The 21,053-nt window shown below is 67.9% G+C and carries 20 protein-coding genes; 5 read left to right on the top strand and 15 right to left on the bottom strand.

Annotated elements, in window-relative coordinates; genetic code table 11:
* The first annotated feature begins 298 nt into the window (after window positions 1-298).
* Window positions 299-631 carry a hypothetical protein gene (locus ACXRVZ_RS20105; RefSeq protein WP_457423696.1) on the top strand — a complete coding sequence of 111 codons (333 nt, stop codon included), beginning with the start codon at window positions 299-301 and terminating at the stop codon, window positions 629-631.
* An 82-nt stretch (window positions 632-713) separates the two neighbouring features.
* Here ACXRVZ_RS20105 and ACXRVZ_RS20100 read toward each other — a convergent pair whose 3' ends face one another.
* Genes ACXRVZ_RS20100 through ACXRVZ_RS20080 form a run of 5 tightly spaced genes read right to left on the bottom strand, consistent with a single transcriptional unit; the run spans window position 714 to window position 5,074 of the window.
* A complete protein-coding gene (locus tag ACXRVZ_RS20100; RefSeq protein WP_457423694.1) occupies window positions 714-1,706 on the bottom strand; it encodes a S49 family peptidase in 993 nt (330 codons plus the stop codon).
* Between the two features lies 1 nt (window position 1,707).
* Complete coding sequence (locus ACXRVZ_RS20095) at window positions 1,708-2,094, bottom strand: Rieske (2Fe-2S) protein (protein WP_457423692.1); 387 nt, start codon at window positions 2,092-2,094, stop codon at window positions 1,708-1,710.
* Complete coding sequence (locus ACXRVZ_RS20090) at window positions 2,087-2,752, bottom strand: HAD family hydrolase (protein WP_457423690.1); 666 nt, start codon at window positions 2,750-2,752, stop codon at window positions 2,087-2,089. Before ACXRVZ_RS20090 ends, ACXRVZ_RS20095 begins: the two co-directional genes overlap by 8 nt.
* Before the next feature lie 37 nt (window positions 2,753-2,789).
* Window positions 2,790-4,046, bottom strand: a complete 1,257-nt coding sequence (locus tag ACXRVZ_RS20085; RefSeq protein WP_457423688.1) for a hypothetical protein — start codon at window positions 4,044-4,046, stop codon at window positions 2,790-2,792.
* Window positions 4,047-4,081: 35 nt separating this feature from the next.
* Complete coding sequence (locus ACXRVZ_RS20080; RefSeq protein WP_457423686.1) at window positions 4,082-5,074, bottom strand: RluA family pseudouridine synthase; 993 nt, start codon at window positions 5,072-5,074, stop codon at window positions 4,082-4,084.
* Window positions 5,075-5,676: 602 nt separating this feature from the next.
* Here ACXRVZ_RS20080 and ACXRVZ_RS20075 point away from each other — a divergent pair.
* The 3 genes from ACXRVZ_RS20075 to ACXRVZ_RS20065 all read left to right on the top strand — a co-directional run bounded on the left by ACXRVZ_RS20075 (window position 5,677) and on the right by ACXRVZ_RS20065 (window position 10,592).
* Complete coding sequence (locus tag ACXRVZ_RS20075; protein WP_458232757.1) at window positions 5,677-8,634, top strand: Rne/Rng family ribonuclease; 2,958 nt, start codon at window positions 5,677-5,679, stop codon at window positions 8,632-8,634.
* A 92-nt stretch (window positions 8,635-8,726) separates the two neighbouring features.
* Complete coding sequence (locus tag ACXRVZ_RS20070; protein WP_457423682.1) at window positions 8,727-10,280, top strand: POT-type proton-dependent oligopeptide transporter; 1,554 nt, start codon at window positions 8,727-8,729, stop codon at window positions 10,278-10,280.
* A gap of 84 nt (window positions 10,281-10,364) precedes the next feature.
* Window positions 10,365-10,592 (top strand): hypothetical protein, encoded by a 228-nt coding sequence (locus ACXRVZ_RS20065; protein WP_457423680.1) that lies wholly within the window; start codon window positions 10,365-10,367, stop codon window positions 10,590-10,592.
* Between the two features lie 103 nt (window positions 10,593-10,695).
* On the opposite strand, the gene ACXRVZ_RS20060 is transcribed toward ACXRVZ_RS20065, so the two are convergent.
* Window positions 10,696-11,421, bottom strand: a complete 726-nt coding sequence (locus ACXRVZ_RS20060; protein WP_457423678.1) for a PEP-CTERM sorting domain-containing protein — start codon at window positions 11,419-11,421, stop codon at window positions 10,696-10,698.
* A 141-nt stretch (window positions 11,422-11,562) separates the two neighbouring features.
* On the opposite strand from ACXRVZ_RS20060, the gene ACXRVZ_RS20055 reads away from it, so the two are divergent.
* Window positions 11,563-13,248: a hypothetical protein gene (locus tag ACXRVZ_RS20055; protein WP_457423676.1), complete on the top strand. Its 1,686-nt coding sequence runs from the start codon at window positions 11,563-11,565 to the stop codon at window positions 13,246-13,248.
* On the opposite strand, the gene ACXRVZ_RS20050 is transcribed toward ACXRVZ_RS20055, so the two are convergent.
* The 9 genes from ACXRVZ_RS20050 to lepA all read right to left on the bottom strand — a co-directional run bounded on the left by ACXRVZ_RS20050 (window position 13,245) and on the right by lepA (window position 20,958).
* Window positions 13,245-14,039, bottom strand: a complete 795-nt coding sequence (locus ACXRVZ_RS20050; protein ID WP_458232756.1) for a hypothetical protein — start codon at window positions 14,037-14,039, stop codon at window positions 13,245-13,247. The two genes, ACXRVZ_RS20055 and ACXRVZ_RS20050, sit on opposite strands and share 4 nt — an antisense overlap.
* Before the next feature lie 119 nt (window positions 14,040-14,158).
* Window positions 14,159-14,557, bottom strand: coding sequence for a holo-ACP synthase (acpS, locus tag ACXRVZ_RS20045; protein ID WP_457423672.1), 399 nt, complete (start codon window positions 14,555-14,557; stop codon window positions 14,159-14,161).
* Window positions 14,554-15,315 carry a pyridoxine 5'-phosphate synthase gene (locus ACXRVZ_RS20040; RefSeq protein ID WP_458232755.1) on the bottom strand — a complete coding sequence of 254 codons (762 nt, stop codon included), beginning with the start codon at window positions 15,313-15,315 and terminating at the stop codon, window positions 14,554-14,556. Before ACXRVZ_RS20040 ends, acpS begins: the two co-directional genes overlap by 4 nt.
* The gene (gene recO / locus ACXRVZ_RS20035) at window positions 15,312-16,073 is read right to left on the bottom strand and encodes a DNA repair protein RecO (RefSeq protein WP_457423668.1); all 762 of its coding nucleotides are present in this window, start codon (window positions 16,071-16,073) and stop codon (window positions 15,312-15,314) included. Before recO ends, ACXRVZ_RS20040 begins: the two co-directional genes overlap by 4 nt.
* Before the next feature lie 4 nt (window positions 16,074-16,077).
* Window positions 16,078-17,004: a GTPase Era gene (gene era, locus ACXRVZ_RS20030; protein ID WP_457423666.1), complete on the bottom strand. Its 927-nt coding sequence runs from the start codon at window positions 17,002-17,004 to the stop codon at window positions 16,078-16,080.
* Between the two features lie 12 nt (window positions 17,005-17,016).
* Entirely contained in the window at window positions 17,017-17,709 is a 693-nt protein-coding gene (gene rnc / locus ACXRVZ_RS20025; RefSeq protein ID WP_457423664.1) for a ribonuclease III, read from the bottom strand.
* Between the two features lie 25 nt (window positions 17,710-17,734).
* Window positions 17,735-18,118, bottom strand: a complete 384-nt coding sequence (locus ACXRVZ_RS20020) for a DUF4845 domain-containing protein (protein ID WP_457423662.1) — start codon at window positions 18,116-18,118, stop codon at window positions 17,735-17,737.
* 7 nt (window positions 18,119-18,125) lie between these two features.
* Window positions 18,126-19,103 (bottom strand): signal peptidase I, encoded by a 978-nt coding sequence (gene lepB / locus ACXRVZ_RS20015; protein WP_457423660.1) that lies wholly within the window; start codon window positions 19,101-19,103, stop codon window positions 18,126-18,128.
* Between the two features lie 46 nt (window positions 19,104-19,149).
* Entirely contained in the window at window positions 19,150-20,958 is a 1,809-nt protein-coding gene (gene lepA, locus ACXRVZ_RS20010; RefSeq protein WP_457423658.1) for a translation elongation factor 4, read from the bottom strand.
* Window positions 20,959-21,053 lie beyond the last annotated feature (95 nt).

Below are 21,053 nucleotides of genomic sequence, written 5' to 3'. Positions count from 1 at the left end.
CAATCGCCGCGTCGACGGCATTGCCGCCCTGCCGCAGCATCTGCAGGCCCGCCTGGGCCGCGAGCGGGTGCGAGGTCGAGACGATGTTGCGGGCAAACAGCGGGCTGCGCCGGCTGGGATAGCCGGCGCTCCAGTTGAAGTGGGAGGCGGTATTCATGAGGGCTGATTCTGCGCGGTGTAAGCCTTTGCAACGCCGTCAACGTGCTGCAAAGAGGTGTCGTTGTGGACACAAGCTTTAGCGAAGTCCTTCGAACTTTCGCGAAGCCCAAGCAACCCCAAACACCCTGGAGCACTCAAGATGAACACGCTGAAGACCACCATCGCCACCGCCCTCATCACGCTCGTCTCGGGCGTCGCCATGGCCCAGACCCCCGCTGCCACGCCGGCAGCCACCGCGAAGCCCGTTGTCGCCGCCACCGCTGCCGCGACGACCGCACCTGTGACGGCGGCTGCCACGGTCACAGCTGCAACGCCTGCTGTCAAGCCCGCTCCGGCTGCGACGCCCGCCGTTGCCGCCGCCCCGGCCGAAGCCACCAGCGCCGCCAAGCATGCGCACAAGCACATGAAGAAGCACGCCGAGGCCAAGCCCGCCGCTACCGTGGCCGCCAAGACCGAAACCAAGACGCAGTAAGCGCGCAAGCGCTCCGCGCAGGCCGCAGCCCTCACCGGCTGCGGCTTTTTTTTGAGTGGCGCGCCGCTTCGGGCGGCCGCAATCAGCGCAGCGGCGCCATCTCTTTCATCGCCTTCACGGCGCCCGCGCCGACGGCCGCGCCAAAGCGCTTGGCCAGCCGCTCGGCGACGTTGTCCTTGGGCGTGTAGTCGATGACGTCCTCGGCCTTCACAACCTCGCGGGCCACGTAGTCGAGATTGCCGTAGTGGTCCGCCAAGCCCATGGCCACGGCCTGCTCGCCATTCCAGAACAGGCCAGAGAAGGTCTCCGGCGTTTCCTTCAGCCGCTTGCCGCGGCCCTCGCGCACGACGGCGATGAATTGCTGGTGGATCTGGTCCAGCATGGCCTGGGCATAGGCGCGTTGCTTCGGTTGCAACGGGCTGAACGGGTCCAGCATGCCCTTGTTCTCGCCAGCGGTCAGCAGGCGGCGCTCGATGCCGACCTTGTCCATCAGCCCGGTGAAACCGAAGCCGTCCATCAGCACGCCGATGGAGCCGACGATGGAAGCCTTGTCGACATAGATCTCGTCCGCCGCAGCAGCGATGTAGTAGGCGCCCGAGGCACACATCTCCTCGACGACCGCATAGACCGGCTTGTCGTAGCGCTTTTTCAGCCGCTTGATCTCGTCGTAGACGATGCCCGCCTGCACCGGGCTGCCGCCCGGCGAGTTGATGCGCAGCACGACGGCCTGGGCCGCCTCGTCCTTGAAGGCGTCCCTCAGCGCGGCCAGCAGCAGTTCAGCGCTGGCCTCGGAGTCGGCCGCAATCTCGCCGCGCACCTCGACGAGGGCGGTGTGCGGCGCGGTCGACGGCGTGACATGCCGGCCCTGCTGCCACAGGCTATAGATCAGCAGCGCCGCGAGCAGCAGCCAGAACAGGCGGAACACCGTGCGCCAGCGCCGCTCCAGGCGCCGCTCGCGCAGGAAGTCGCGGGCCAGCTGGGCGAGCAACGTTTCGTTGTGCGGCGTCAGCGCGGGTGGCACGCCCACGGGCTCTTGCATGGGCGGCGGCAGGGTGTCGTCGGAGGTGCTGCTCATATCAATCTTCAAAAGCGGGTTTTGTGTCGCGCGTCGGTTGCCAGTAGACCTCGCCGTCGCGCTCGGTGACTTCGATCTTGGTCAAGCGACCGCGGTTGCAGGGGCCCATCAGGCATTGGCCGGTCAGCGGGTCGTAGACGGCGCCGTGGATGCTGCACATGATGAAACGCTTGTCGCCGTCCAGGAACTCGCCTTCCTGCCAGTCCATCTCGGTGGGCACATGCGCGCAACGGTTGAGGTAGGCGACGGCCCGGCCGTCGAAGCGCAGCGCGAAGGCGCGCACCGGCTCGCGCCACTGGATGACGTCGAAGCTGACCGCCTTGCCGCGCTCTTCCAGCTCGGCGGAGGCACACAGGCGCTGCGGCGGCGCGGCGTCGTGCTCAGGCATTCGCGATCAGCCAGTCATGCAGTTCGCGCGTCGAATGCGCGACGAACAGCGGCTTGAACTCGGCAAAGGTCTCGTGGTCATGCGCGCCAAAGCTGACCGCCACGCAGGGCGCGCCGGCGTTGGCCGCCAGCTGCAGGTCATGCGTCGTGTCGCCGATCATCAGCGTGCGCTCCGGCTCCACGCCGAACTCCTTCATCAGCTCCAGCAACATCTGCGGATGGGGCTTGGAGCGTGTCTGGTCCGCCGTGCGCGTGGCATCGAACAGATGGCCCAGATCGCTGGACGCCAGCACCCGGTCCAGGCCCACGCGGTTCTTGCCGGTGGCGATGGCCAGCCAATGGTGGCGGGCCTTCAGTTCCTCCAGCATGGCCAGCGAGCCTTCGAACAAGGACAGCTCGTGCTCGGAGGCGAGGTAGTGATGGCGGTAGCGCAGGCCCAGCTCGGGGTAGCGCTCCTCGGCCAGGCCGGGCACCGCATGCTCCAGCGCATCGCGCAGGCCCAGGCCAATGACGTAGCGGCAGTTCTCGAACTCCGGCTCGGGCAGACCGATGTCCACGGCCGCGCGCTGGATGCAGCGCGCGATCAGCGCGGTGGAATCGAACAGGGTGCCGTCCCAGTCGAAGGCAATCAGGTCGAAGCGTTGAGGGCGAGTGGTCATGGGTGGATTGTCGGCGCTGCACAACGCAGCCCTGGCTTCAGGGTGACGTGATACGACGAAAGCGCTGGGGTTCGCCAGGCAGGGCCTCAAGCCGGCAATCGCCGTCGGAAGAACGCATCGCGCTGGTCGTCATGTACCTGACCATCTCCGGGTCCAGCTGGAAACCACGCTCCAGCAAGAACTCCAGGATGTCGGCATAGCGTTGCGGGCGCCCAGGGAAGAAATTGGGGCAGTAAGCGCCGAGCAACAACATCTCCGTCATGGATCCGGCCTCGTCCACGAAAACGGGACCGCCCGACGGCAGCAAACGGATCAAGCGCTGGGCATCGGCATCGTTCTCCACCTCGCCGGCCACAAGGATCAGCTCCCAGTGGAAGGCACGCGCCTGCGTTCCCGCCGCCTCGATCAACGTCGGGAGCACGCCGATCTGCTGCCGCTTGGCTGCCGCCTCGACAAGCGCTGCCGCACCCGGATAGCGCCGGTAGCTTCTCCACGCGCCGACGGCGTGCATGACGCCCGGCTCAAGCAAGCGCCGCTCCACGTCCGGCCACGCGAGATCGCTGGAAACCAGTGATGGCAGCTTCCAGGCCCTGGCTTCCGGAGACAACTCCGGGATGCGCAGCCTTTTCTGCCACCTTGCGAACGTCGCATCATCGGCAGCACCCCAGAGCGCCAGCAGCCAGCTCTCACGCGCTTCTCGCGCCTGGTGCCGCCCCACGCGGTCAGCCAGCCAGGCAAAAACCTCGGGATGCATCACACAGGGCGACAGCCAAGGCCCTTCCGGTCGCTGGCAGTAGGCCGCCTCAGCAAGTGTCAGCGCCAGGTCATCTCGTCGCACTGCCGGCGCCATCCGCGACCAGAAGGCAGGCTCACGGGAATGCGTGCGGCTCGCATGCCGAGACACCTCATCCACCCAATGCCGCAGCAACGCCGAATCCGTGCCCCAGCAATACACGTCGCCGTTCGACGCCACAGAAGCCTGGACCATGTCGGGCGCCGCCTTGCCGGCCTTCGATGCCAGGTTGACGTAGATCGCCTCGAACCCCAGCCCAGCAAGGCGCTGGCGAATACGCTTGAAGCGGGCTGCGACCTGCTCGGGCGCCACACCCGGCGCATGGCGCAACTCCACTCGCAGGCGGCCATCGCTGCACTGCGCGCCGCGAACAGCCAGGCGATCCACGGCAGCTTCGCCGGCAGCTGTCAGTTGCTCACGGCCTGCTTCGAACCGGATCGGTAGAGGCTCAGGCGGTGGAATGTAGGAAGCCGATGCCTGATGGGCCGCGAGCAAGGACATGCTCGCCCACACAGAGCCTGCCAGGCCCCGCCAACTCATGCAGCAGGCCTCAAGAGATCTTCACAGGCCCTGGGCAGCGCCGCCTCGCAGACCAGCGCCTCCCCCGTCGCCGGATGCTGCACCTGGAGCCGCCGCGCATGCAGAAACATCCGGTCGAACTTCGCCGGCCCGCGCGCCAGCTCGCGGTTGCGCTCGAAGTCGCCGTACTTGGGGTCACCGACGATTGAATGGCCGGCCTGCTGCAGGTGAACTCGGATCTGGTGGGTGCGGCCGGTCTTGATGGTCACATCGAGCAGGCTGAACTGCGGCGTTCGCTGCACCACTTTCACCAAGCTGATCGACCGCTTGGCCTCCGCCTCCTCCAGTTTGCCCGGCCTCACCCAGCGCTCGCCGTCGCCGCCAACAAACTTCACCAGGGGCACGTCGATGACCTTGAGCTTGGCCGGCCAGTCGCCCCAGACCAGGGCGGCGTAGGTCTTGCCCGTCTCGCGCTCGCGCAGCTGATCCTGCAGCGCCACCAGCGCGCTGCGCTTCTTGGCGATCATGAGCAAGCCGGAGGTTTCCTTGTCCAGCCGGTGAACCAGTTCCAGGAACTTGGCGGTCGGCCTGGCGCGGCGCAGTTGCTCGATGACGCCGAAGCTGACCCCAGAGCCGCCGTGTACGGCCACGCCGGCCGGCTTGTCGATGACCAGCAGGTGCTCATCCTCGAACACGACCGGGAACTCGCGCGCCGGCGCCTCGGGCTGGGCCGCCCGCTCGGGCAGGCGCACGGGCGGGATGCGCACCTCGTCGCCGATCTCCAGGCGCGTGTCGGCGTGGGCGCGCCCCTTGTTGACGCGCACTTCGCCCGCGCGGATGACGCGGTAGACATGGGTCTTGGGCACGCCTTTCAGCTCGCGCAGCAGGAAGTTGTCCAGCCGCTGCCCGGCCGAGCCTTCATCCACCGTGACCCTGCGCACGGCAGGTGCCGTGGCAGGGGTTTGCGTGGTGTCGGGCGGCACTTGGCCTGCCCCTATAATCCTTTTCACCACGTTGCTGCCGTAAGTATTTGATTTGCTTGATTTTAGCGGCGGTAACGTGTGGCTGACGGGCGCAGGCCCGGCGGCCACAGGCGATGCAACGCGAACGGTGGTCGGCAGGTTTCCTCCCTGAGTGAGTGAACGGCCCACTGCCCGACGCGGCAGAGCGATGACACAAGAACCCGCGAGCCCCGCAGCTGACAAGCCCACGGCGCTCGCAGACAACAAGGTTTCCATGGCGACAGAACGCTTAGGCCCTCCGGCCGACGTGAGCTGTCACCAGCGTCCAGCAGCCCACGCGGATGAGCATGCCCCTCCCCCCACACGCACCTCTGCGGCCCCGGCTTGATGCCGGTGTGGCCGCCCTGCCCCAGCCATTGGCTGGGCGGGTGCGCGCGGGAGCCGGCGGCTCGGCTCGCTTGAGTGCTGCTGCGGCGCACGCGCCAACGCCGACTGCACGCTGACCCCCCGGTCAGTCGCGCTTTCGGTCCAGGGCGATTCCTTCCTCGGTTCTTCTCGTCGCCCGTGCATCTTGAGCTGCTCTCGGGCAGCGTGATGAACGTGCGCGTTTTGCGGCGGCCAATGAGCCGCCCGGCGCGCGAGGAGATGACATGAAACGCATGCTGATCAATGCGACGCAGCCGGAAGAGCGGCGCCTCGCAATCGTTGATGGCCAAAAGCTGCTGGACTTCGAGACCGAAATCGAAGGCCGCGAGCAGCGCAAGGGCAACATCTACAAGGCCGTCGTGACGCGGGTCGAGCCTTCGCTCGAAGCCTGCTTCGTCGACTACGGCGAGGACCGCCACGGCTTCCTGCCGTTCAAGGAAATCTCGCGCCAGTTCTTCCGCGAAGGCACCGACGTCAAGAACGCGACCATCAAGGACGCGATCAAGGAAGGCCAGGAACTTCTGGTCCAGGTCGAGAAGGAAGAGCGCGGCAACAAGGGCGCGGCGCTGACCACGTTCGTGAGCCTCGCCGGCCGCTACCTGGTGCTGATGCCCAACAACCCGCGTGGCGGTGGCGTTTCGCGCCGCATCGARGGCGARGACCGYGAGGARCTGAAGGAAAACCTCGACCAGCTCGASTACCCCAAGGGCATGTCCCTGATCGCGCGCACCGCCGGCATCGGCCGCACSGCGCCCGARCTGCAGTGGGACYTGAACTACATGCTCAAGCTSTGGASCGCSATYGAYGRCGCSKCCAAGGSYGGCAAGGGCGCSTWCCTGATCTATCAGGARTCGTCGCTSGTGATCCGCGCGATCCGCGACTACTTCACSKCSGACATCGGCGARATCCTGATCGACACSGACGACCTGTTCGAGCAGGCCCACCAGTTCATGAACCACGTGATGCCCGACCAGGGCCATCGCGTGAAGCGCTACCGTGACGACGCGCCGCTGTTCAGCCGTTTCCAGATCGAGCACCAGATCGAGACGGCCCACAGCCGCACGGTGAACCTGCCCTCGGGCGGCGCCATCGTCATCGACCACACCGAGGCGCTGGTGTCGGTCGACGTCAACTCGGCCCGCTCGACCCGCGGTACCGACATCGAGGAAACCGCGACCCGCACCAACCTCGAAGCGGCCGACGAAATCGCCCGCCAGATGCGCCTGCGCGACCTGGGCGGCCTGATCGTTGTCGACTTCATCGACATGGAGGAGAGCAAGAACCGCCGCGACGTGGAACAGCGCCTGCGCGACGCGCTGCGAAGCGATCGTGCCCGCGTGCAGTTCGCCTCCATCAGCAAGTTCGGCCTGCTTGAAATGAGCCGCCAGCGCCTGCGCCCGGCGCTGAGCGAAGGCAACCACATCACCTGCCCGCGCTGCAACGGCACCGGCCACATCCGCGACACCGAGTCCTCGGCACTGCAGATCCTGCGCATGGTCCAGGAAGAGGCCCTGAAGGACAACACGGCCGCCGTGCATGTCCAGGTGCCGGTGGAAGTGACCTCCTTCCTGCTGAACGAGAAGCGCACCGAGATCACCAAGATCGAGCTGAAGCAGCGCGTCACCGTGCTGATGGTGCCCAACCGGCACCTCGAAACGCCGAACTACAAGCTGGAACGCCTGCGCCACGACGACCCGCGTCTGGAGAACCTGCAGGCCAGCTACACGATGATCGAAGAGCCGACCGACGAGGTCGGCATCACGCGCCGCGGCGACATCGAGAAGAAGAACAGGCAGGAGCCGGTCATCAAGGGCATCCTGCCGGAACCCGCGCCGATGCCCGTCGCAACCCCGGTTGCTGCACCCGTCGTTGCGCCGCCCGCCCAGGTGATCGCACCCCCGCCGCCGGCCCCGGCTGCCGAATCCAAGGGCTTCTTCAGCCGCCTGTTCAGCTTCTTCGGCGGTGGCGACACGCCCGCGCCGGCCAAGGTGGTCGCTCCCCCGCCGCCGGCGCCGGCTGCTCCGACGGACAAGCCTAAGCGCGAAGGCGGCCGTGACGGCCGTGGCCGCGACGGTGGCCGCCGTGGTGAGCGCGGTGACCGTGGCGAGCGTGGTGAAGCACGCGGCAGCCAGGGTGGCCGTCGTGACGGCAAGCCGCAGGAAGCCCGCGCAGACCGTGGCGAGCGCGGCGACCGCAAGCCGCGCGGCGAAGGTGGCGACAAGCCCGAACAGCAGCAAGCGCGCCCCGAGCGCGCGGAACGTGCCGAGCGCGGCGAACGCCCGGATCGCCAGGAACGCGGTGACCGTGGTGAGCGTGGCGAACGCCGCCCGCGTGGCGAGCGTCAGGACAAGGCCCCCGTCGAGGCCGCCCTGCCGCTGGCCGCACCGCTGACCGAGGAACAAGCCGCCATCCACGACGCGCCGCCCGCCTTCGTCGACAGCCAGGCCGAAGCCGGCCTGCCCACGACCGGTGACACGCCGGCCGGCGAAGAGCGCCAGGGCCGTGGCCGCCGCCGCCGCCGTGGTGGCCGCGACCGTGGTGACGAGCAAGGCACGACGGCTGACGGCGAAGCCGCGCCGGAAGGCGCCGCAGAAGCCCCGGCCGAAGCTGCCGCTGATGCCGTGGCCACCGACGCAGCCCCCGCTGCCGAGGGCGACGACGCTGGCGAGGGCCAAGGCCGCGAGCGCAGCCGCCGTGGTGGCCGCAATCGCAACCGCAGCCGCCGCGAGGAAGGCGCCGTCGACGGCCAGGAAGCCGCCGCCGGTGACGAGGCCGCAGTGGCCGCCGAGGCCGCCCCGACCCAGGGCTCGCTGATCGAGAACGCGATGGCCAGCGCTCCGGCGCCAGTCCAGGCGCCCGTGCAGGCCCCCGCACCCGTGGCGTCCGTGACGGTGGTGGCTCCGCCGCCGCCCGCGCCGGCACCGGCACCGGAACAACCGGTCGTCGAAGCCTTCAAGCTGCCGCTGGGCGAACTGCAATCCATCGCCGAAGGCGTGGGCCTGAGTTGGGTCAACTCCGACGCCGACAAGATCGCCGCCGCGCAGGCCGCCATCGCTGCCGAGCCCGCACCGGCCCCGCTGGGCCGCGAGCCGGCAGCCGTCGTGGTCGCCGACGAGGGCCCGCTGGTGCTCGTGGAAACCCGCAAGGACCTGAGCCAGGTGAAGCTGCCTTTCGAGGCATGATCTAGACCGGCTGATCCAACCTCATGGAACGCCGCTCGGCCACAAGCCGGGCGGCGTTCTCACTTTCAGAGCCCAACCACCAGGCCCCCATGATGACCACTGTCACCGCCGTCGCCGCCACCGCGGCCCGCCCTGCGGCCAAGATGCCGCCGCAAGTCCCCTACATCATCGGCAACGAGGGATGCGAGCGCTTCAGCTTCTACGGCATGCGCAACATCCTGACGGTGTTCATGATGACCAGCCTGCTGCTGGCCGTGCCGGAGAGCATGCGCAAGGCCGAGGCCAAGGAGGTGTTCCACACCTTCGTCATCGGCGTCTACTTTTTCCCGCTGCTGGGCGGCTGGCTGGCCGACCGCTTCTTCGGCAAGTACCCCACCATCTTCTGGCTCAGCCTCGTCTACTGCGCGGGCCACGCTTGCCTGGCCATCTTCGAGAACAACATCCGCGGCTTCTATTTCGGCCTGTTCCTGATCTCGCTGGGCTCGGGCGGCATCAAGCCGCTGGTGAGTTCCTTCGTCGGCGACCAGTTCGACAAGAGCAACCGCTCGATGGCGCAGAAGGTCTATGACGCCTTCTACTGGATCATCAACTTCGGCAGCTTCTTCGCGTCGCTGCTGATGCCCATCGTGCTGAAGAGCTACGGCGCCAGCGTCGCCTTCGGCCTGCCGGGCGTGCTGATGGCGCTGGCCACCCTCATCCTGTGGAGCGGCCGCAAGAAGTACATCCACCAGCCGGCACGCGGCGCCAACCCGCACAACTTCCTGAAGGTGGTGTGGACGGCGCTGAAGGGTGGCGAGCTGGGCATGGCGGTTGCGGCGCTGGGCGTCCTCGGCGCGGCCTACAGCCTGAGCCAGATGGCCAGCCTCGGCATCATCGCTGCCGTCTGTCTGGCCCTGGTGCTGGTGATGGGTTTCGGCGGCGTCGGCGCGTGGCTGCAACTGGACCGCGCGCGCGGCATCCATCCCGATGAAGCCGTGGACGGCGTGCGCGCCGTGCTGCGCGTGCTGGTGCTGTTTGCGCTGGTCACGCCGTTCTGGTCGCTGTTCGACCAGAAGGCCTCGACCTGGGTGCTGCAGGCCGACCAGATGGCCAAGCCCGAATGGTTCCAGTCGTCCATGATGCAGGCGCTGAACCCGGCGCTGGTGATGATCCTCATCCCCTTCAACAACCTGGTGCTCTACCCCATGCTCGGTCGCATGGGCCTGAAGGTGACGGCGCTGCGCCGCATGGGCGTGGGCATCGCGCTGGCCGGCGCGGCGTGGATCGTCGCGGGCGTGCTGCAGCTGTGGCTGGACGAGGGTTCGACCGTCAGCATCGTCTGGCAGATCCTCCCCTATGCGCTGCTGACGCTGGGCGAGGTGCTGGTCTCGGCCACGGGGCTGGAGTTCGCCTACAGCCAGGCGCCGCTGGACATGAAGGGCACCATCATGAGCTTCTGGAGCCTGTCGGTGACGGTGGGCAACCTGTGGGTGCTGCTGTCCAACGTCAGCGTCAAGAGCCCGGGCGCGCTGGCCGCCATCAAGTCCAGCGGCTACAGCGAGACGGCCTGCCTGATGTTCTTCTTCGCCGGCTTCGCGCTGGTGGCGGCGGCGCTGTTCGCGCTGGTGGCGCGGCGCTACCCGATGCAGGACAACTACCGGGGCTGAGCTGCCCGCTGATGCTGTCGCGGTGCCCGGTGGCGGAAAAATTCCGTCAGGCGGGCAAATTAGGGGCTCTTTGTGCATTGATTCGTGACGCGTCGGGAAGGCCTCGATGGCATTTGCGGGGACCGGCCTAATTTCATCCATCTGCTGCGCCAGCAAAGCATGTCGGCCATCGAGCGCTTCAATGGCCTCTCCCCACAGCTTCAAGAGCTCCTGAGCAAGGGCTCGTTCGAACGCGTGCGTCGGCACATCGACGAGCTGGAGTTCAGCGATGCCGCCAATGTGCTGGAGACGGGTCTGTGCATTCCGGCCTAGGACGCATGCCGCTCAGCGACCGGGTTGCAGGGCGGTAGGCGCCTCTGGCCCGATCCGGAAGGCGAGCAGGGCGCACCCTGCCGCTGCAGGATGTCGGGCGAACCTAGCTTTGGCGACGCCCGGCAAAGCCCAGCGCCGCCAGCCCCAGCGCCACCAGCAGGACCGTGCCGGGCTCAGGCACCACGCCACCCACGGCGCGGATGAAATCCAGCTGCCCCGAGCCCGCAGTGGTGACCCCGCCGAACAGACCGCCCGGCTCGGGCGTGGGGTCGGCAAGCGTGTAGCGGAAGATCGTCAGATTCGTGGCAATCGCAGCACCGTCGATGAAGTCGCTGAAGGGGATGGTCAGGATCTCCCAACTGCTAGACGCCGCCACGGTCCTCGACAGCGAGGCCGTCCCGGCCAGACCATCGATGGAGATCGACAAGAGCAGTTCGGTGGTCGGCAGGATGGCGATCTCGAAGGCGTTGTTCACGCCCCCCTGGGTGATATCCACCGGCGGGCCCACCGGGCCGGGAATGAGGGCGGTCGGGTCGGCGCCACTGCGCACGGACAGGCCGACATCCGCCTGCAGGCTGCCGAAGTTGAAGGTCATGGTGCCGGCGGCGACGCTGGCATTGACACCCCCGGTCAACTTGTTGGGGCAGGCCCCCGACAGCAGCCGGTTGCCAAAGACCATGTCGCCATTCGTGCCGCTGAAGCCCGGGAAGTTGCAGGCCGAATAGGACTGCGCGGTATTGAACTCGTCGATGACGTAGCCGGCCTGGGCCGTCACAGCCACCAACGAAGCGGCCAGAAACGTCGCCAGCAGGAGGGGTCGGGATGACATGGCTTCGCTCCGTTCAGTGAAAGGCCTGGGCATCGTAGGCAGCGCGTCGGGCGGCGCCATCCCTAGCGCCGGCACGTCCCGACAGTTGCGGTGAATAGCAACCTCGGCCGGCGCCGCATTCGTCAGTAAGCTGCGTCGGCCATGACCGACGCCCGACCGCCCCGCCCCTACGCCGACCCCACGCAGGTCGACCACCACGCGATCGCGGCCGCCGTGCCGGCTGCCGAGCCCGCGGCCTGGCAGCAGGCCTCGCACCGGCCGCGCACCGCGCCGCGCCCGCGTGCACGGGTCACCGCTGCGCCCAGCACGGGTTATTTCAAGGCCCACTGGCGCGGCGAGCAGAGCCTGGTGCGCAGCTACTGGCTGAACAACTTCCTCGTCGCCACGCCGCTCGCGTTCCTGCTGACCGGACTGATGAGCTGGATCAGCGTCAAGGGCGATTCGCTGCAGATCAGCGCCATCGCCACACTCGTCGGCTTCCCGCTGCTGATGGCGCTGGACGCCTGGTGCATCGTCGGCGCCTGGCGCTCGGCCACGGCCTATCTGCGCGACCGCGGCTCGGCGCTGTGGGGCTGGCTGGCCCGCATCACGCTGGTGCTGGGCGCGCTGCAGCTGGTCATTTCAGTGCTGTTCGGCCTGCTGCCCAACCTGGGCGAGTTCTGGCAGATGGCGCGCGGCATCGACCCCATCGGCCAGGCCAAGTTCAGCTTCTCGGCGGATGGCCGCAGCCTGCGGCTGGATGGCGTCATCGGCATGGGCGACGGCGAACGCCTGCGCGCCCTGCTGGGCAGCGAAGCCGCCCGCGACCTCAAGCGCGTGGAGCTGTCATCGCCCGGTGGCCGCGTGCGCGAGGCCGAGCGCATGGCCAGCGCGATGAAGGCACACCGCCACGAGGCCCGCGCCGTGGGCACCTGCGCAAGCGCCTGCACGCTGGTGTTCCTGGCCGGCAACCCGCGCCAGCTGGCGCCGGAGGGGCAACTGGGCTTCCACCGCGCCTCCACCGGCACCTACAACCCGGTCTTCGAGGAACTGGCCAACCAGCACCTGGCCAAGACCTACCGCGAGCTGGGCCTGCCCGAGAGCATGATCGACACGACGCTGCGCACCTCGTCGCGCAGCATGTGGTTCGTGCCGCGCGAGGACTTGCAGGCGCATGCGCTGATCGCGCCGTCGCCGCGCACGCTGGCCATCCCGCTGCCGCCCGCCAACGCCAGCCTGGCCGACTTCGACGACGCGCTGCGCATGCATCCCGTCTGGGAGGCACTGGAGCGGCGCACCGAAGGCACCATCGCCACGGTCGCCCAGCGCATGTTGGCGGCGCGCTCGGCCGGCGCGGCGGACGAGGACGTGCAGGCGGCCGCCCTGGCGCCGCTGGCGCGCCAGATGCCGGCCCTGATCAACGGCACGGACGCCGTGCTGCGGCGGCGTTATGTGCAGATCGTCGGCGAGCAGCTCAAGGCCCTGCGCACGCCGCCCCAGCCCGGCGCGAGGCCCGCCTGCCGGGACCTGCTCGATGGCCGCCTGGTCGCTCGCCAGCAACTGCCGCTGGACGCCCAGGTCCGCGAGGCGCAGTGGCTGCTGGAAGTCGCCAACAGTGCGCCGCCGCGCTGGCTGCCCAAGCCGCCGAGTGCCATCGAGATGGAGGTGCTGGACCGCTCGGTCGGCAACGCTGCGCTGGGCATGCTGGGGCGGCTGTGGGCAGACGCGCCTGCCGGCTCCGGCGCGGCCTCCTGCGAGCCCGTCATCGCCATGCTGGAGCGCCTGCCCGCCCAGCCTCCGGCACGGCGACAGCTGGCGGAGCGGCTGCTGTTCCAGGGCCGGATCTAGCGCCTGCCAGCCCAGAGCCGGGGCAGGAGCTGCTGCCCGGTCAGCGCCAGCACGGTCACCAGCAGCGCCAGCGGCCAGGCCCAGGCCACGGGCAGCGCGGTCAGGCCCGCAGCCAGGCCGACAAGAAAGACGGCCTTGGCCAGCGAGCCCTGCACATAGGCCTTGAGCAGCGCGCCCGTCAGGGCCGAGCCTTCGCGCCTGTGCGTGGCCACGATGGTGCAGATGCCGACGATGGGCACGGCCGCCAGCAGGCCGCAGAGCGTCGGCCCGGCCGCGCCACTCAGAACCCCCGTCAGCAGCGTCAGCGCGCCGGCCACGATCATGACCAGCCAGCGGCTGCGGCGCTCGCGCCGAGGGTCGGGCTCGGCCCGGCGCCGCAGTGCAGTGTCAGCACGCGGCAGGCCGAGCCCGGCCCAGGCCATCGCGGCGAAGGCAAACAGCGAGGAAGCCACCAAACCGCCGGCAAGCTGGGGCTGCACGAGTGCCCCGAGGGTCACGCAGGCCAGCAGGGCCAGCGCCGTGCACGCCGCCGGGCAGCGCCGCACGCAGCCGCGGCCGTAGACGAGGGCGAACACGGCCGTCAGCCCGGTTGAGACAAGGGCAGCCGTGGCAGCCTGGGCCGCCCAGCCGCCACCATGCTCCAGGCTGAGCCAGAAAAGCGCGGGCGCCGACGTGACCGGCACGGCCGCCACCCAGCCACCGAGGCGCGGGCCGCCCCGCTTCATCAGCCATTGCAGGCCGCCCACGACGCCGGCCRTGACCAGTGCCTGCTCAACCAGGTGCGCGTCCATCGCCCTCTCCTTCGCTCGGACCTGGCAGGCCCATGCTGGGAGAAACGCGAAACGGCGGCGGGACCCGTCAGCCGTGTGACACCTAACTCGACTTGTCGCTGGCGGAGGGGGTTCGTCGTCTACGCCGCGCGGCGCTCGACGACGACAAAGGCGACGGCGTAGTCCTGCTCGTCGCTGACGGTCACGTGAGCGCTCAGGCCGCGCTCGGCAAACCAGGCGGCCAGCGCGCCGTGCAGCGCGATCTCCGGCTTGCCGCTGGGCGCCTTGACGACCTCCATGGCGCGCCAAGTCATGGGCATGCGCATCCCCATGCCGATGGCCTTGGAGAAGGCCTCCTTGGCCGCGAAGCGGGTCGCCAGATAGGCCTCACCACGCGCTTGGACCTTGGCGCGGCGCTCGCGGTAGACGGCCAACTCATGCGGGCCGAGCACCTTCTCGGCAAAGCGCTCGCCGCGCCGCGCGAGGGTCTCGCGGATGCGGCGGATGTCGCAGAGGTCGGTGCCTATGCCGTAGATCATGCGACCGCGATCGCGCGCAGATAGGCGCGCACCGCCTCGGCATAGCCCAGTTCCAGCGCATCGGCGATCAGCGCATGGCCGATGGACACCTCCTGCACGCCGGGCACTGCGCTCAAGAAGGCGGTCAGGTTGTCGCGGTTCAAGTCATGGCCAGCGTTGATGCCGAGGCCCACCTTCAGCGCCGCCTGGGCCGTTGCCGTGAAGCCGGCCAGCACCTCGGCCTGTCGCTCGCTGCCGAAGGCGCTGGCGAAGGTCTCTGTGTAGAGCTCGATGCGCTCCGCACCCAGTTCGGCAACAAGAGGCATTGCGGCTGGATTCGGGTCCATGAAGAGGCTGACGCGCACGCCGAGATCCCGGCACTCCTGGATCAGCGGCTTGAGCCGCTCGGCGTCCTGCGGCAGCGTCCAGCCGTGGTCGGAGGTGAACTGCTCTTCCGAGTCCGGCACGAAGGTGACCTGATGCGGCCGGTGGCGGCGCACGAAGTCCATCAGGTTCTGCGTCGGGTTGCCTTCGATATTGAACTCGACGTGCGGCCAGTCCTTCAGGAAGGCCGCGAGGTCGTCGACATCGCCCGGGCGGATGTGGCGCTCATCGGGCCGCGGGTGCACGGTGATGCCCTGGGCGCCGGCCAGCAGGCACTGCTCTGCCGCACGCAGCACGCTGGGGATGCCCAGGTGTCGCGTGTTGCGCAGCAGCGCGACCTTGTTGACGTTGACCGACAGGGCGCTACGCGTTCCAGCGTGGGCAAAGGGGTTCATGAATCGAGCAGTTGTTGCACGTCGACCATCAGCGCGCGGGTGCGCAGCGGCTGGTGGCCAAGATGGTAGTGGAGCAGGCCGCGCAGCGTCGTCTTCAGGCCTTGCGGCTCGGCGGCGCAGGCCTGGCGCAGCGCCGCCATGCTGCCGTGCAGCAGCGCGGCCTGCAGCTGGATCAAGAGCGCGCCGGGCAGGTTGGCGTCGCCGGTGGGCGGGATGACGCCGGACTCGGGCGAGAGCTGGTAGCGGCGCTCTGGCGCTATCGCCGTCTGCGTGGTCGCGACGACGCTGAGGTCGGGCAGCAGGCCGAGCTCCAGCAGCAGCTTCAGCTCGAAGGCGCGAAGCGCAGCGTCGCCCTCGGGCAGCGCGGCCAGCGTGTCGGCGTAGGCGTCGAAGAGCCGCGGGTGCGGGTCGTGGCGGACGAGCAGCTTCATCAGCAACTCGTTCAGGTAGTAGCCGGAGAACAGCGCCGCACCGGCCGGCAGCGTCGCGCCGCCACCCCACTCGGCGGTGCGCAGCGTCTGCACCTCGCCACCCTCGGCAGAAGCGGTTTTCGCCGGCTTGCTGAGGCTGACCGAGATGCGCTGCAGCGGCAGCAGCACGGCGCGCAACTGCGAGTAGGGGCGCTTGGCACCCTTGGCCGCCACCGCCAGGCGGCCGGACTCGCGGGTGAACAGGTCCAGGATGAGGCTGGACTCGCTCCAGTCGTGCTGGTGCAGCACGTAGGCCTGCTGGACCGCCGGTGGGCGCGTCAGCCGCATTGCGTCATTCGTAGCCGTAGGACCGCAGATGCTCTTCCGTGTCCGCCCAGCCCGAGCGCACCTTGACCCACAGCTCCAGGAAGACGCGGCCGTCCATCAGGTGCTCCAGCTCCTGGCGCGACTCGGAGCCGATGCGCTTCAGGCGCTCGCCGCCCTGGCCGATGATCATGCCCTTGTGGGCGTCGCGCTCGACGACGATGCTGGCGCTGATGCGGCGCAGCTCGCCCTCCTCTTCCCACTTGTCGATGATGACGGTGGAGGTGTAGGGCAGCTCGTCGCCAGTCAGGCGGAAGAGCTTCTCGCGGATGATTTCGCTGGCCAGGAACTTCTCGCTGCGGTCGGTCAGCGCGTCCTCGGCGTAGAACCAGCCCTGCTCCGGCAGATAGGGCTTGAGGATCTTGAAGAGGCGCGTGACGTCGGACTCCTTCTTGGCCGACAGCGGCACGAACTCGGTGAAGTTGCGGCGTTCCTGCATGCCCTTGAGCCAGGGCGCCAGCTCGGCACGGCGGTGCACGGCGTCGAGCTTGTTGGCGATCAGCACGACCGGCTTGTCTTCGGGCAGCAGGCCCAGCACCTTGGCGTCGTCCAGTCCGAAGCGGCCGGCCTCGACGACGAAGAGCACCAGGTCCACGTCGGCCAGCACGCCATGCACGGTGCGGTTCAGCGTGCGGTTGAGCGCGGCGTTGTGCTTGGTCTGGAAGCCGGGCGTGTCGACGAAGACGAACTGCGCCTCTTCGACAGTGCGCACGCCGGTGATGCGGTGGCGCGTCGTCTGCGCCTTGTCGGAGGTGATGCTGACCTTCTGGCCGACGAGTGCGTTCAGCAGCGTGGACTTGCCGACGTTGGGGCGACCGACGATGGCGATGAGGCCACAGCGCTGGGCAGGGCCGTCAGCAGGGGCTGCGGCGGGAGGAACGGCGTCGGTGGTCATGGATGGCCTTTGTTAGGCGGTGTGTCTGTCTTGCAGGCGGTCCAGCAGGCGGCGGGCGGCCTCCTGCTCGGCGGTGCGGCGTGATCGGCCTTCGCCCAATTCGGCCACGTCCAGGGCCGGCACGGCGCATTCGACCTCGAAGGTCTGAGCATGCGCCTGGCCGCGCGTGGCGACGATACGGTACCTTGGCACGGCGATGCGGCGTGCCTGCAGCCATTCCTGCAACGCGGTCTTGGCGTCCTTGCCGAAGTCGCCGGAGCCGGCGGCGGTGTCTATGGTCTCGGCGAGCAGGCGGCGGACGATGGACAGCGCCGCGTCGTAGCCGGCGTCGATGTAGGCGGCGCCCAGCACGGCCTCGACGGCGTCGGCCAGGATGGACGGCCGCTGCGCGCCGCCGCCGCGGGCTTCGCCATCGGACATCTTCAGCACGGCCGGCAGGCCCAGGGCCAGGCCGAGCCTGTGCAAGCTGTCCTCGCGCACGAGATGAGCGCGCACACGGGTCAGGTCGCCTTCGTCGGAGCCGGCGTAGCGCTCGTAGAGCAGGCTGGAGACGGCCAGGCTCAACACGGCGTCACCGAGGAATTCAAGGCGCTCGTTGTGGTCGGCGCCATAGCTGCGGTGGGTCAGCGCGCGCGCCAGCAGCTCAGTCCGCTGGAAGCGGTGGCCGAGGCGGTGTTGCAGGGCGTCGAGAGCAGCGGCGTTCATCGTTGGGGCGCCAGCGGCAACACAGTCAACCTGACTTGCCCCGGTACTTGATCAGCAGGTAGACCGGGCCGAAGACGTCGATCTCCTTGTCCCAGCCGAACTCGATGACGACCTTGTCGTTGCTGTCCTTGCTCACCACCAGGTCGCCGCTCTTGATGCTCTGGATGGAATATTCGACCGCCGTGGACCTGTCGAATTCCTGGCGCACCTGGGGCACCGTCGTGGGATTGCTGGCGGCGATGCGGTTGACGACCCGTTTCACCGTGTAGTACTCCAGCACGGTCGGGAAGACCTTCATCCCGACGACGGCCGTGACGGCAGCGATAGCGCCCCAGAACAGCAGCCCGATCAGGGACAGGCCACGCTGGCGGCGGGGGGAAGACGACATCGAACGGCGGAAGCGGCTCATCTGGGCATCAATCGAAGAAAGTACCGATGCGCTTGAGGTTACCGAAATTCATCCAGACCATGAAGGCCCTGCCGACGATGTTCTCGTCCGGCACGAACCCCCAGAACCGTGAGTCACGCGAGTTGTCGCGGTTGTCACCCAGCATGTAGTAGTGGCCAGCGGGCACCTTGCAGGTGACGCCCTCGATGGTGTAGCGGCAGTTTTCCTGGAACGGGAAGGGGCCGTTGGCACGGTCGGGGCGGAAGAAGCGCTGGGCTTCCGGCTGGACAAGGATCTGATGCTCGCGCTCGCCCAGCTTCTCCAGGAAGCGCTGGCGGTAGACGCGGGCATCGTCGTCGTAGAAGTTGCCCTGGGGCTGCACCGGCGCCGCCTGGCCGTTGATGTAGAGCTTCTGGTTGATGTAGTTCACCTCGTCGCCAGGGATGGCGGCAACGCGCTTGATGAAGTCGGTGCTCGGGTCCTCGGGGTAGCGAAACACCATCACGTCGCCACGCTTGACGTCGTTGTTGGCGATGATCTTCTTGTTCAGCACCGGCAGGCGCACGCCGTAGTGGAACTTGTTGACGAGGATGAGGTCGCCGACGAGCAGGGTCGGCACCATGGAGCCCGACGGGATCTTGAAGGGCTCGAACAGGAAGCTGCGCAGCAGGAAGACGACCAGGATCACCGGGAACAGGCCGGCGGTCCAGTCCAGCCACCAGGGCTGCTGCAGAAGCTGCTGGCGGGCGTGCTCGATGTCGCCGTCCACGCGGCTGATGCCCTGTGTGGCCAGGGCCGCGCGGCGCTTGGCGTCACCGTCGATCAGCGTCTGTGCTGCCTTGCCGCGGGCCGGCGCAAAGTAGAAGCGCTCGGCCAGCCAGTACAGCATGGTCACCGAGGTCAGCACGAACAGCAGCAGCGCGAAATTGCCAGTCCAGCGGCCAACGTACCAGCCGCCAAGATAGGCCACCAGGGCGGCGTACAAGATACCGGTCAGAGCGCTCATCGGGGAGGTTTTCAAGGCGGGGGAAGGCTTGGGGAAGGGGAGCAGGTCAGTCGTCGACCTGCAGGATGGCAAGGAAGGCTTCTTGCGGCACTTCGACAGAACCGATCTGCTTCATGCGCTTCTTGCCGGCCTTCTGTTTTTCAAGCAGCTTGCGCTTGCGGCTGATGTCGCCGCCGTAGCATTTTGCCAGCACGTTTTTACGCAGCGCCTTGATGTTCTCGCGCGCGATGATGTTGCCGCCAATCGCCGCCTGGATGGCCACGTCGTACATCTGCCGCGGGATGTGTTCGCGCATCTTGGCTGCCACACCGCGGCCACGGAACTGGCTCTGCACGCGGTGCACGATGATGGACAGCGCGTCGACACGGTCGCCGTTGATCAGGATGTCGACCTTCACCACATCGGACGCGCGGTACTCCTTGAACTCGTAGTCCATCGACGCGTAGCCGCGCGACACGCTCTTGAGCTTGTCGAAGAAGTCCAGCACGATCTCCGCCAGCGGCATCTCGTAGGTCAGCATGACCTGCTTGCCGTGATAGGACATGTTCAGCTGGTTGCCGCGCTTCTGGTTGGCCAGCGTCATGACCGGGCCGACATAGTCCTGCGGCATGTAGAGGTGCACGGTGACGATGGGCTCGCGGATCTCCTGGATCTGGCCGACCTCGGGCATCTTGCTCGGGTTCTCGACCAGGATCACCGAGCCGTCGCCCTGCACCACTTCGTAGACCACGCTGGGGGCGGTGGTGATCAGGTCCTGGTCGAACTCGCGCTCCAGGCGCTCCTGCACGATCTCCATATGCAGCAGGCCGAGGAAGCCGCAGCGAAAGCCGAAGCCCAGCGCCTGCGACACCTCGGGCTCGTAGCGCAATGAGGAGTCGTTGAGCTTGAGCTTCTCCAGCGCGTCGCGCAGCTGGTCGTACTCGCTGGCCTCGGTCGGGTACAGGCCCGCAAACACCTGCGGCTGGATTTCCTTGAAGCCCGGCAGCGCCTCTTCGGCGGGGCCCAGGTTGTTGGGCAGCTTCTTTTCCAGCGTGATGGTGTCGCCGACCTTGGCGGCCTGCAACTCCTTGATGCCCGCGATGATGAAGCCCACCTCACCGGCATTGAGTTCCAGGCGCGGTTCCGACTTGGGCGAGAAAACGCCCAGGTTGTCGGCCGGATAGACAGCGTTGGAGGCCATCATGCGGATGCGCTCTCCCTTCTTGAGCGTGCCGTCGACCACGCGCACCAGCATCACCACGCCGACATAGTTGTCGAACCAGCTGTCGATGATCATCGCCCGCAGCGGCGCCTCGACCACGCCGTTGGGCGGCGGCATGCGGGCGATCACCGCCTCGATGATCTCGTCGATGCCCATGCCGGTCTTGGCGCTGCAGGGGATGGCGTCATCGGCGTCGATGCCGATCACGTCCTCGATCTCCGCGCGCGCGTTTTCCGGGTCTGCGTTCGGCAGGTCCATCTTGTTGAGCACCGGCACCACCGTCACGCCGAGGTCCAGCGCCGTGTAGCAGTTGGCCACCGTCTGCGCTTCCACGCCTTGCGAGGCGTCGACGACGAGCAGCGCGCCTTCGCAGGCCGACAGCGAGCGGCTGACTTCATAAGAGAAGTCCACATGGCCCGGCGTGTCGATCAGGTTCAGGTTGTAGATCTGGCCGTCCTTGGCCTTGTACTGGAGTGCGGCGGTCTGCGCCTTGATCGTGATGCCGCGCTCGCGCTCGATGTCCATCGAGTCCAGCACCTGCGCTTCCATTTCCCGGTCACTCAAGCCCCCGCAGCGTTGAATGATGCGGTCGGCCAACGTGCTCTTGCCGTGGTCGATGTGGGCAATGATGGAGAAGTTGCGGATGTGGTTCATGGAGTCTTGTTCTGCGCTGCTGCAAGCAGGACACAAGGGCGGGAGCCCTTGCAGCGCAAGCTCATATCGCGAAGCGATGTGAAGGCGCAAAGCGC

The organism is Roseateles sp. P5_E8, from assembly GCF_054177665.1.
Note: the sequence above shows the minus strand (reverse complement) of the source record. Positions and strands in the feature narration are given on the sequence as shown.

Excerpts from the sequence above, each read along its gene's own strand:
- acpS (WP_457423672.1), bottom strand. The coding sequence starts at position 14,557 with ATGATCTACGGCATAGGCACCGACCTCTGCGACATCCGCCGCATCCGC.
- ACXRVZ_RS20055 (WP_457423676.1), top strand. The coding sequence starts at position 11,563 with ATGACCGACGCCCGACCGCCCCGCCCCTACGCCGACCCCACGCAGGTC.
- ACXRVZ_RS20020 (WP_457423662.1), bottom strand. The coding sequence starts at position 18,118 with ATGAGCCGCTTCCGCCGTTCGATGTCGTCTTCCCCCCGCCGCCAGCGT.
- lepA (WP_457423658.1), bottom strand. The coding sequence starts at position 20,958 with ATGAACCACATCCGCAACTTCTCCATCATTGCCCACATCGACCACGGC.
- ACXRVZ_RS20040 (WP_458232755.1), bottom strand. The coding sequence starts at position 15,315 with ATGAACCCCTTTGCCCACGCTGGAACGCGTAGCGCCCTGTCGGTCAAC.
- ACXRVZ_RS20105 (WP_457423696.1), top strand. The coding sequence starts at position 299 with ATGAACACGCTGAAGACCACCATCGCCACCGCCCTCATCACGCTCGTC.
- rnc (WP_457423664.1), bottom strand. The coding sequence starts at position 17,709 with ATGAACGCCGCTGCTCTCGACGCCCTGCAACACCGCCTCGGCCACCGC.
- recO (WP_457423668.1), bottom strand. The coding sequence starts at position 16,073 with ATGCGGCTGACGCGCCCACCGGCGGTCCAGCAGGCCTACGTGCTGCAC.
- ACXRVZ_RS20100 (WP_457423694.1), bottom strand. The coding sequence starts at position 1,706 with ATGAGCAGCACCTCCGACGACACCCTGCCGCCGCCCATGCAAGAGCCC.
- lepB (WP_457423660.1), bottom strand. The coding sequence starts at position 19,103 with ATGAGCGCTCTGACCGGTATCTTGTACGCCGCCCTGGTGGCCTATCTT.
- ACXRVZ_RS20085 (WP_457423688.1), bottom strand. The coding sequence starts at position 4,046 with ATGTCCTTGCTCGCGGCCCATCAGGCATCGGCTTCCTACATTCCACCG.
- ACXRVZ_RS20095 (WP_457423692.1), bottom strand. The coding sequence starts at position 2,094 with ATGCCTGAGCACGACGCCGCGCCGCCGCAGCGCCTGTGTGCCTCCGCC.
- ACXRVZ_RS20090 (WP_457423690.1), bottom strand. The coding sequence starts at position 2,752 with ATGACCACTCGCCCTCAACGCTTCGACCTGATTGCCTTCGACTGGGAC.
- ACXRVZ_RS20070 (WP_457423682.1), top strand. The coding sequence starts at position 8,727 with ATGACCACTGTCACCGCCGTCGCCGCCACCGCGGCCCGCCCTGCGGCC.
- era (WP_457423666.1), bottom strand. The coding sequence starts at position 17,004 with ATGACCACCGACGCCGTTCCTCCCGCCGCAGCCCCTGCTGACGGCCCT.
- ACXRVZ_RS20060 (WP_457423678.1), bottom strand. The coding sequence starts at position 11,421 with ATGTCATCCCGACCCCTCCTGCTGGCGACGTTTCTGGCCGCTTCGTTG.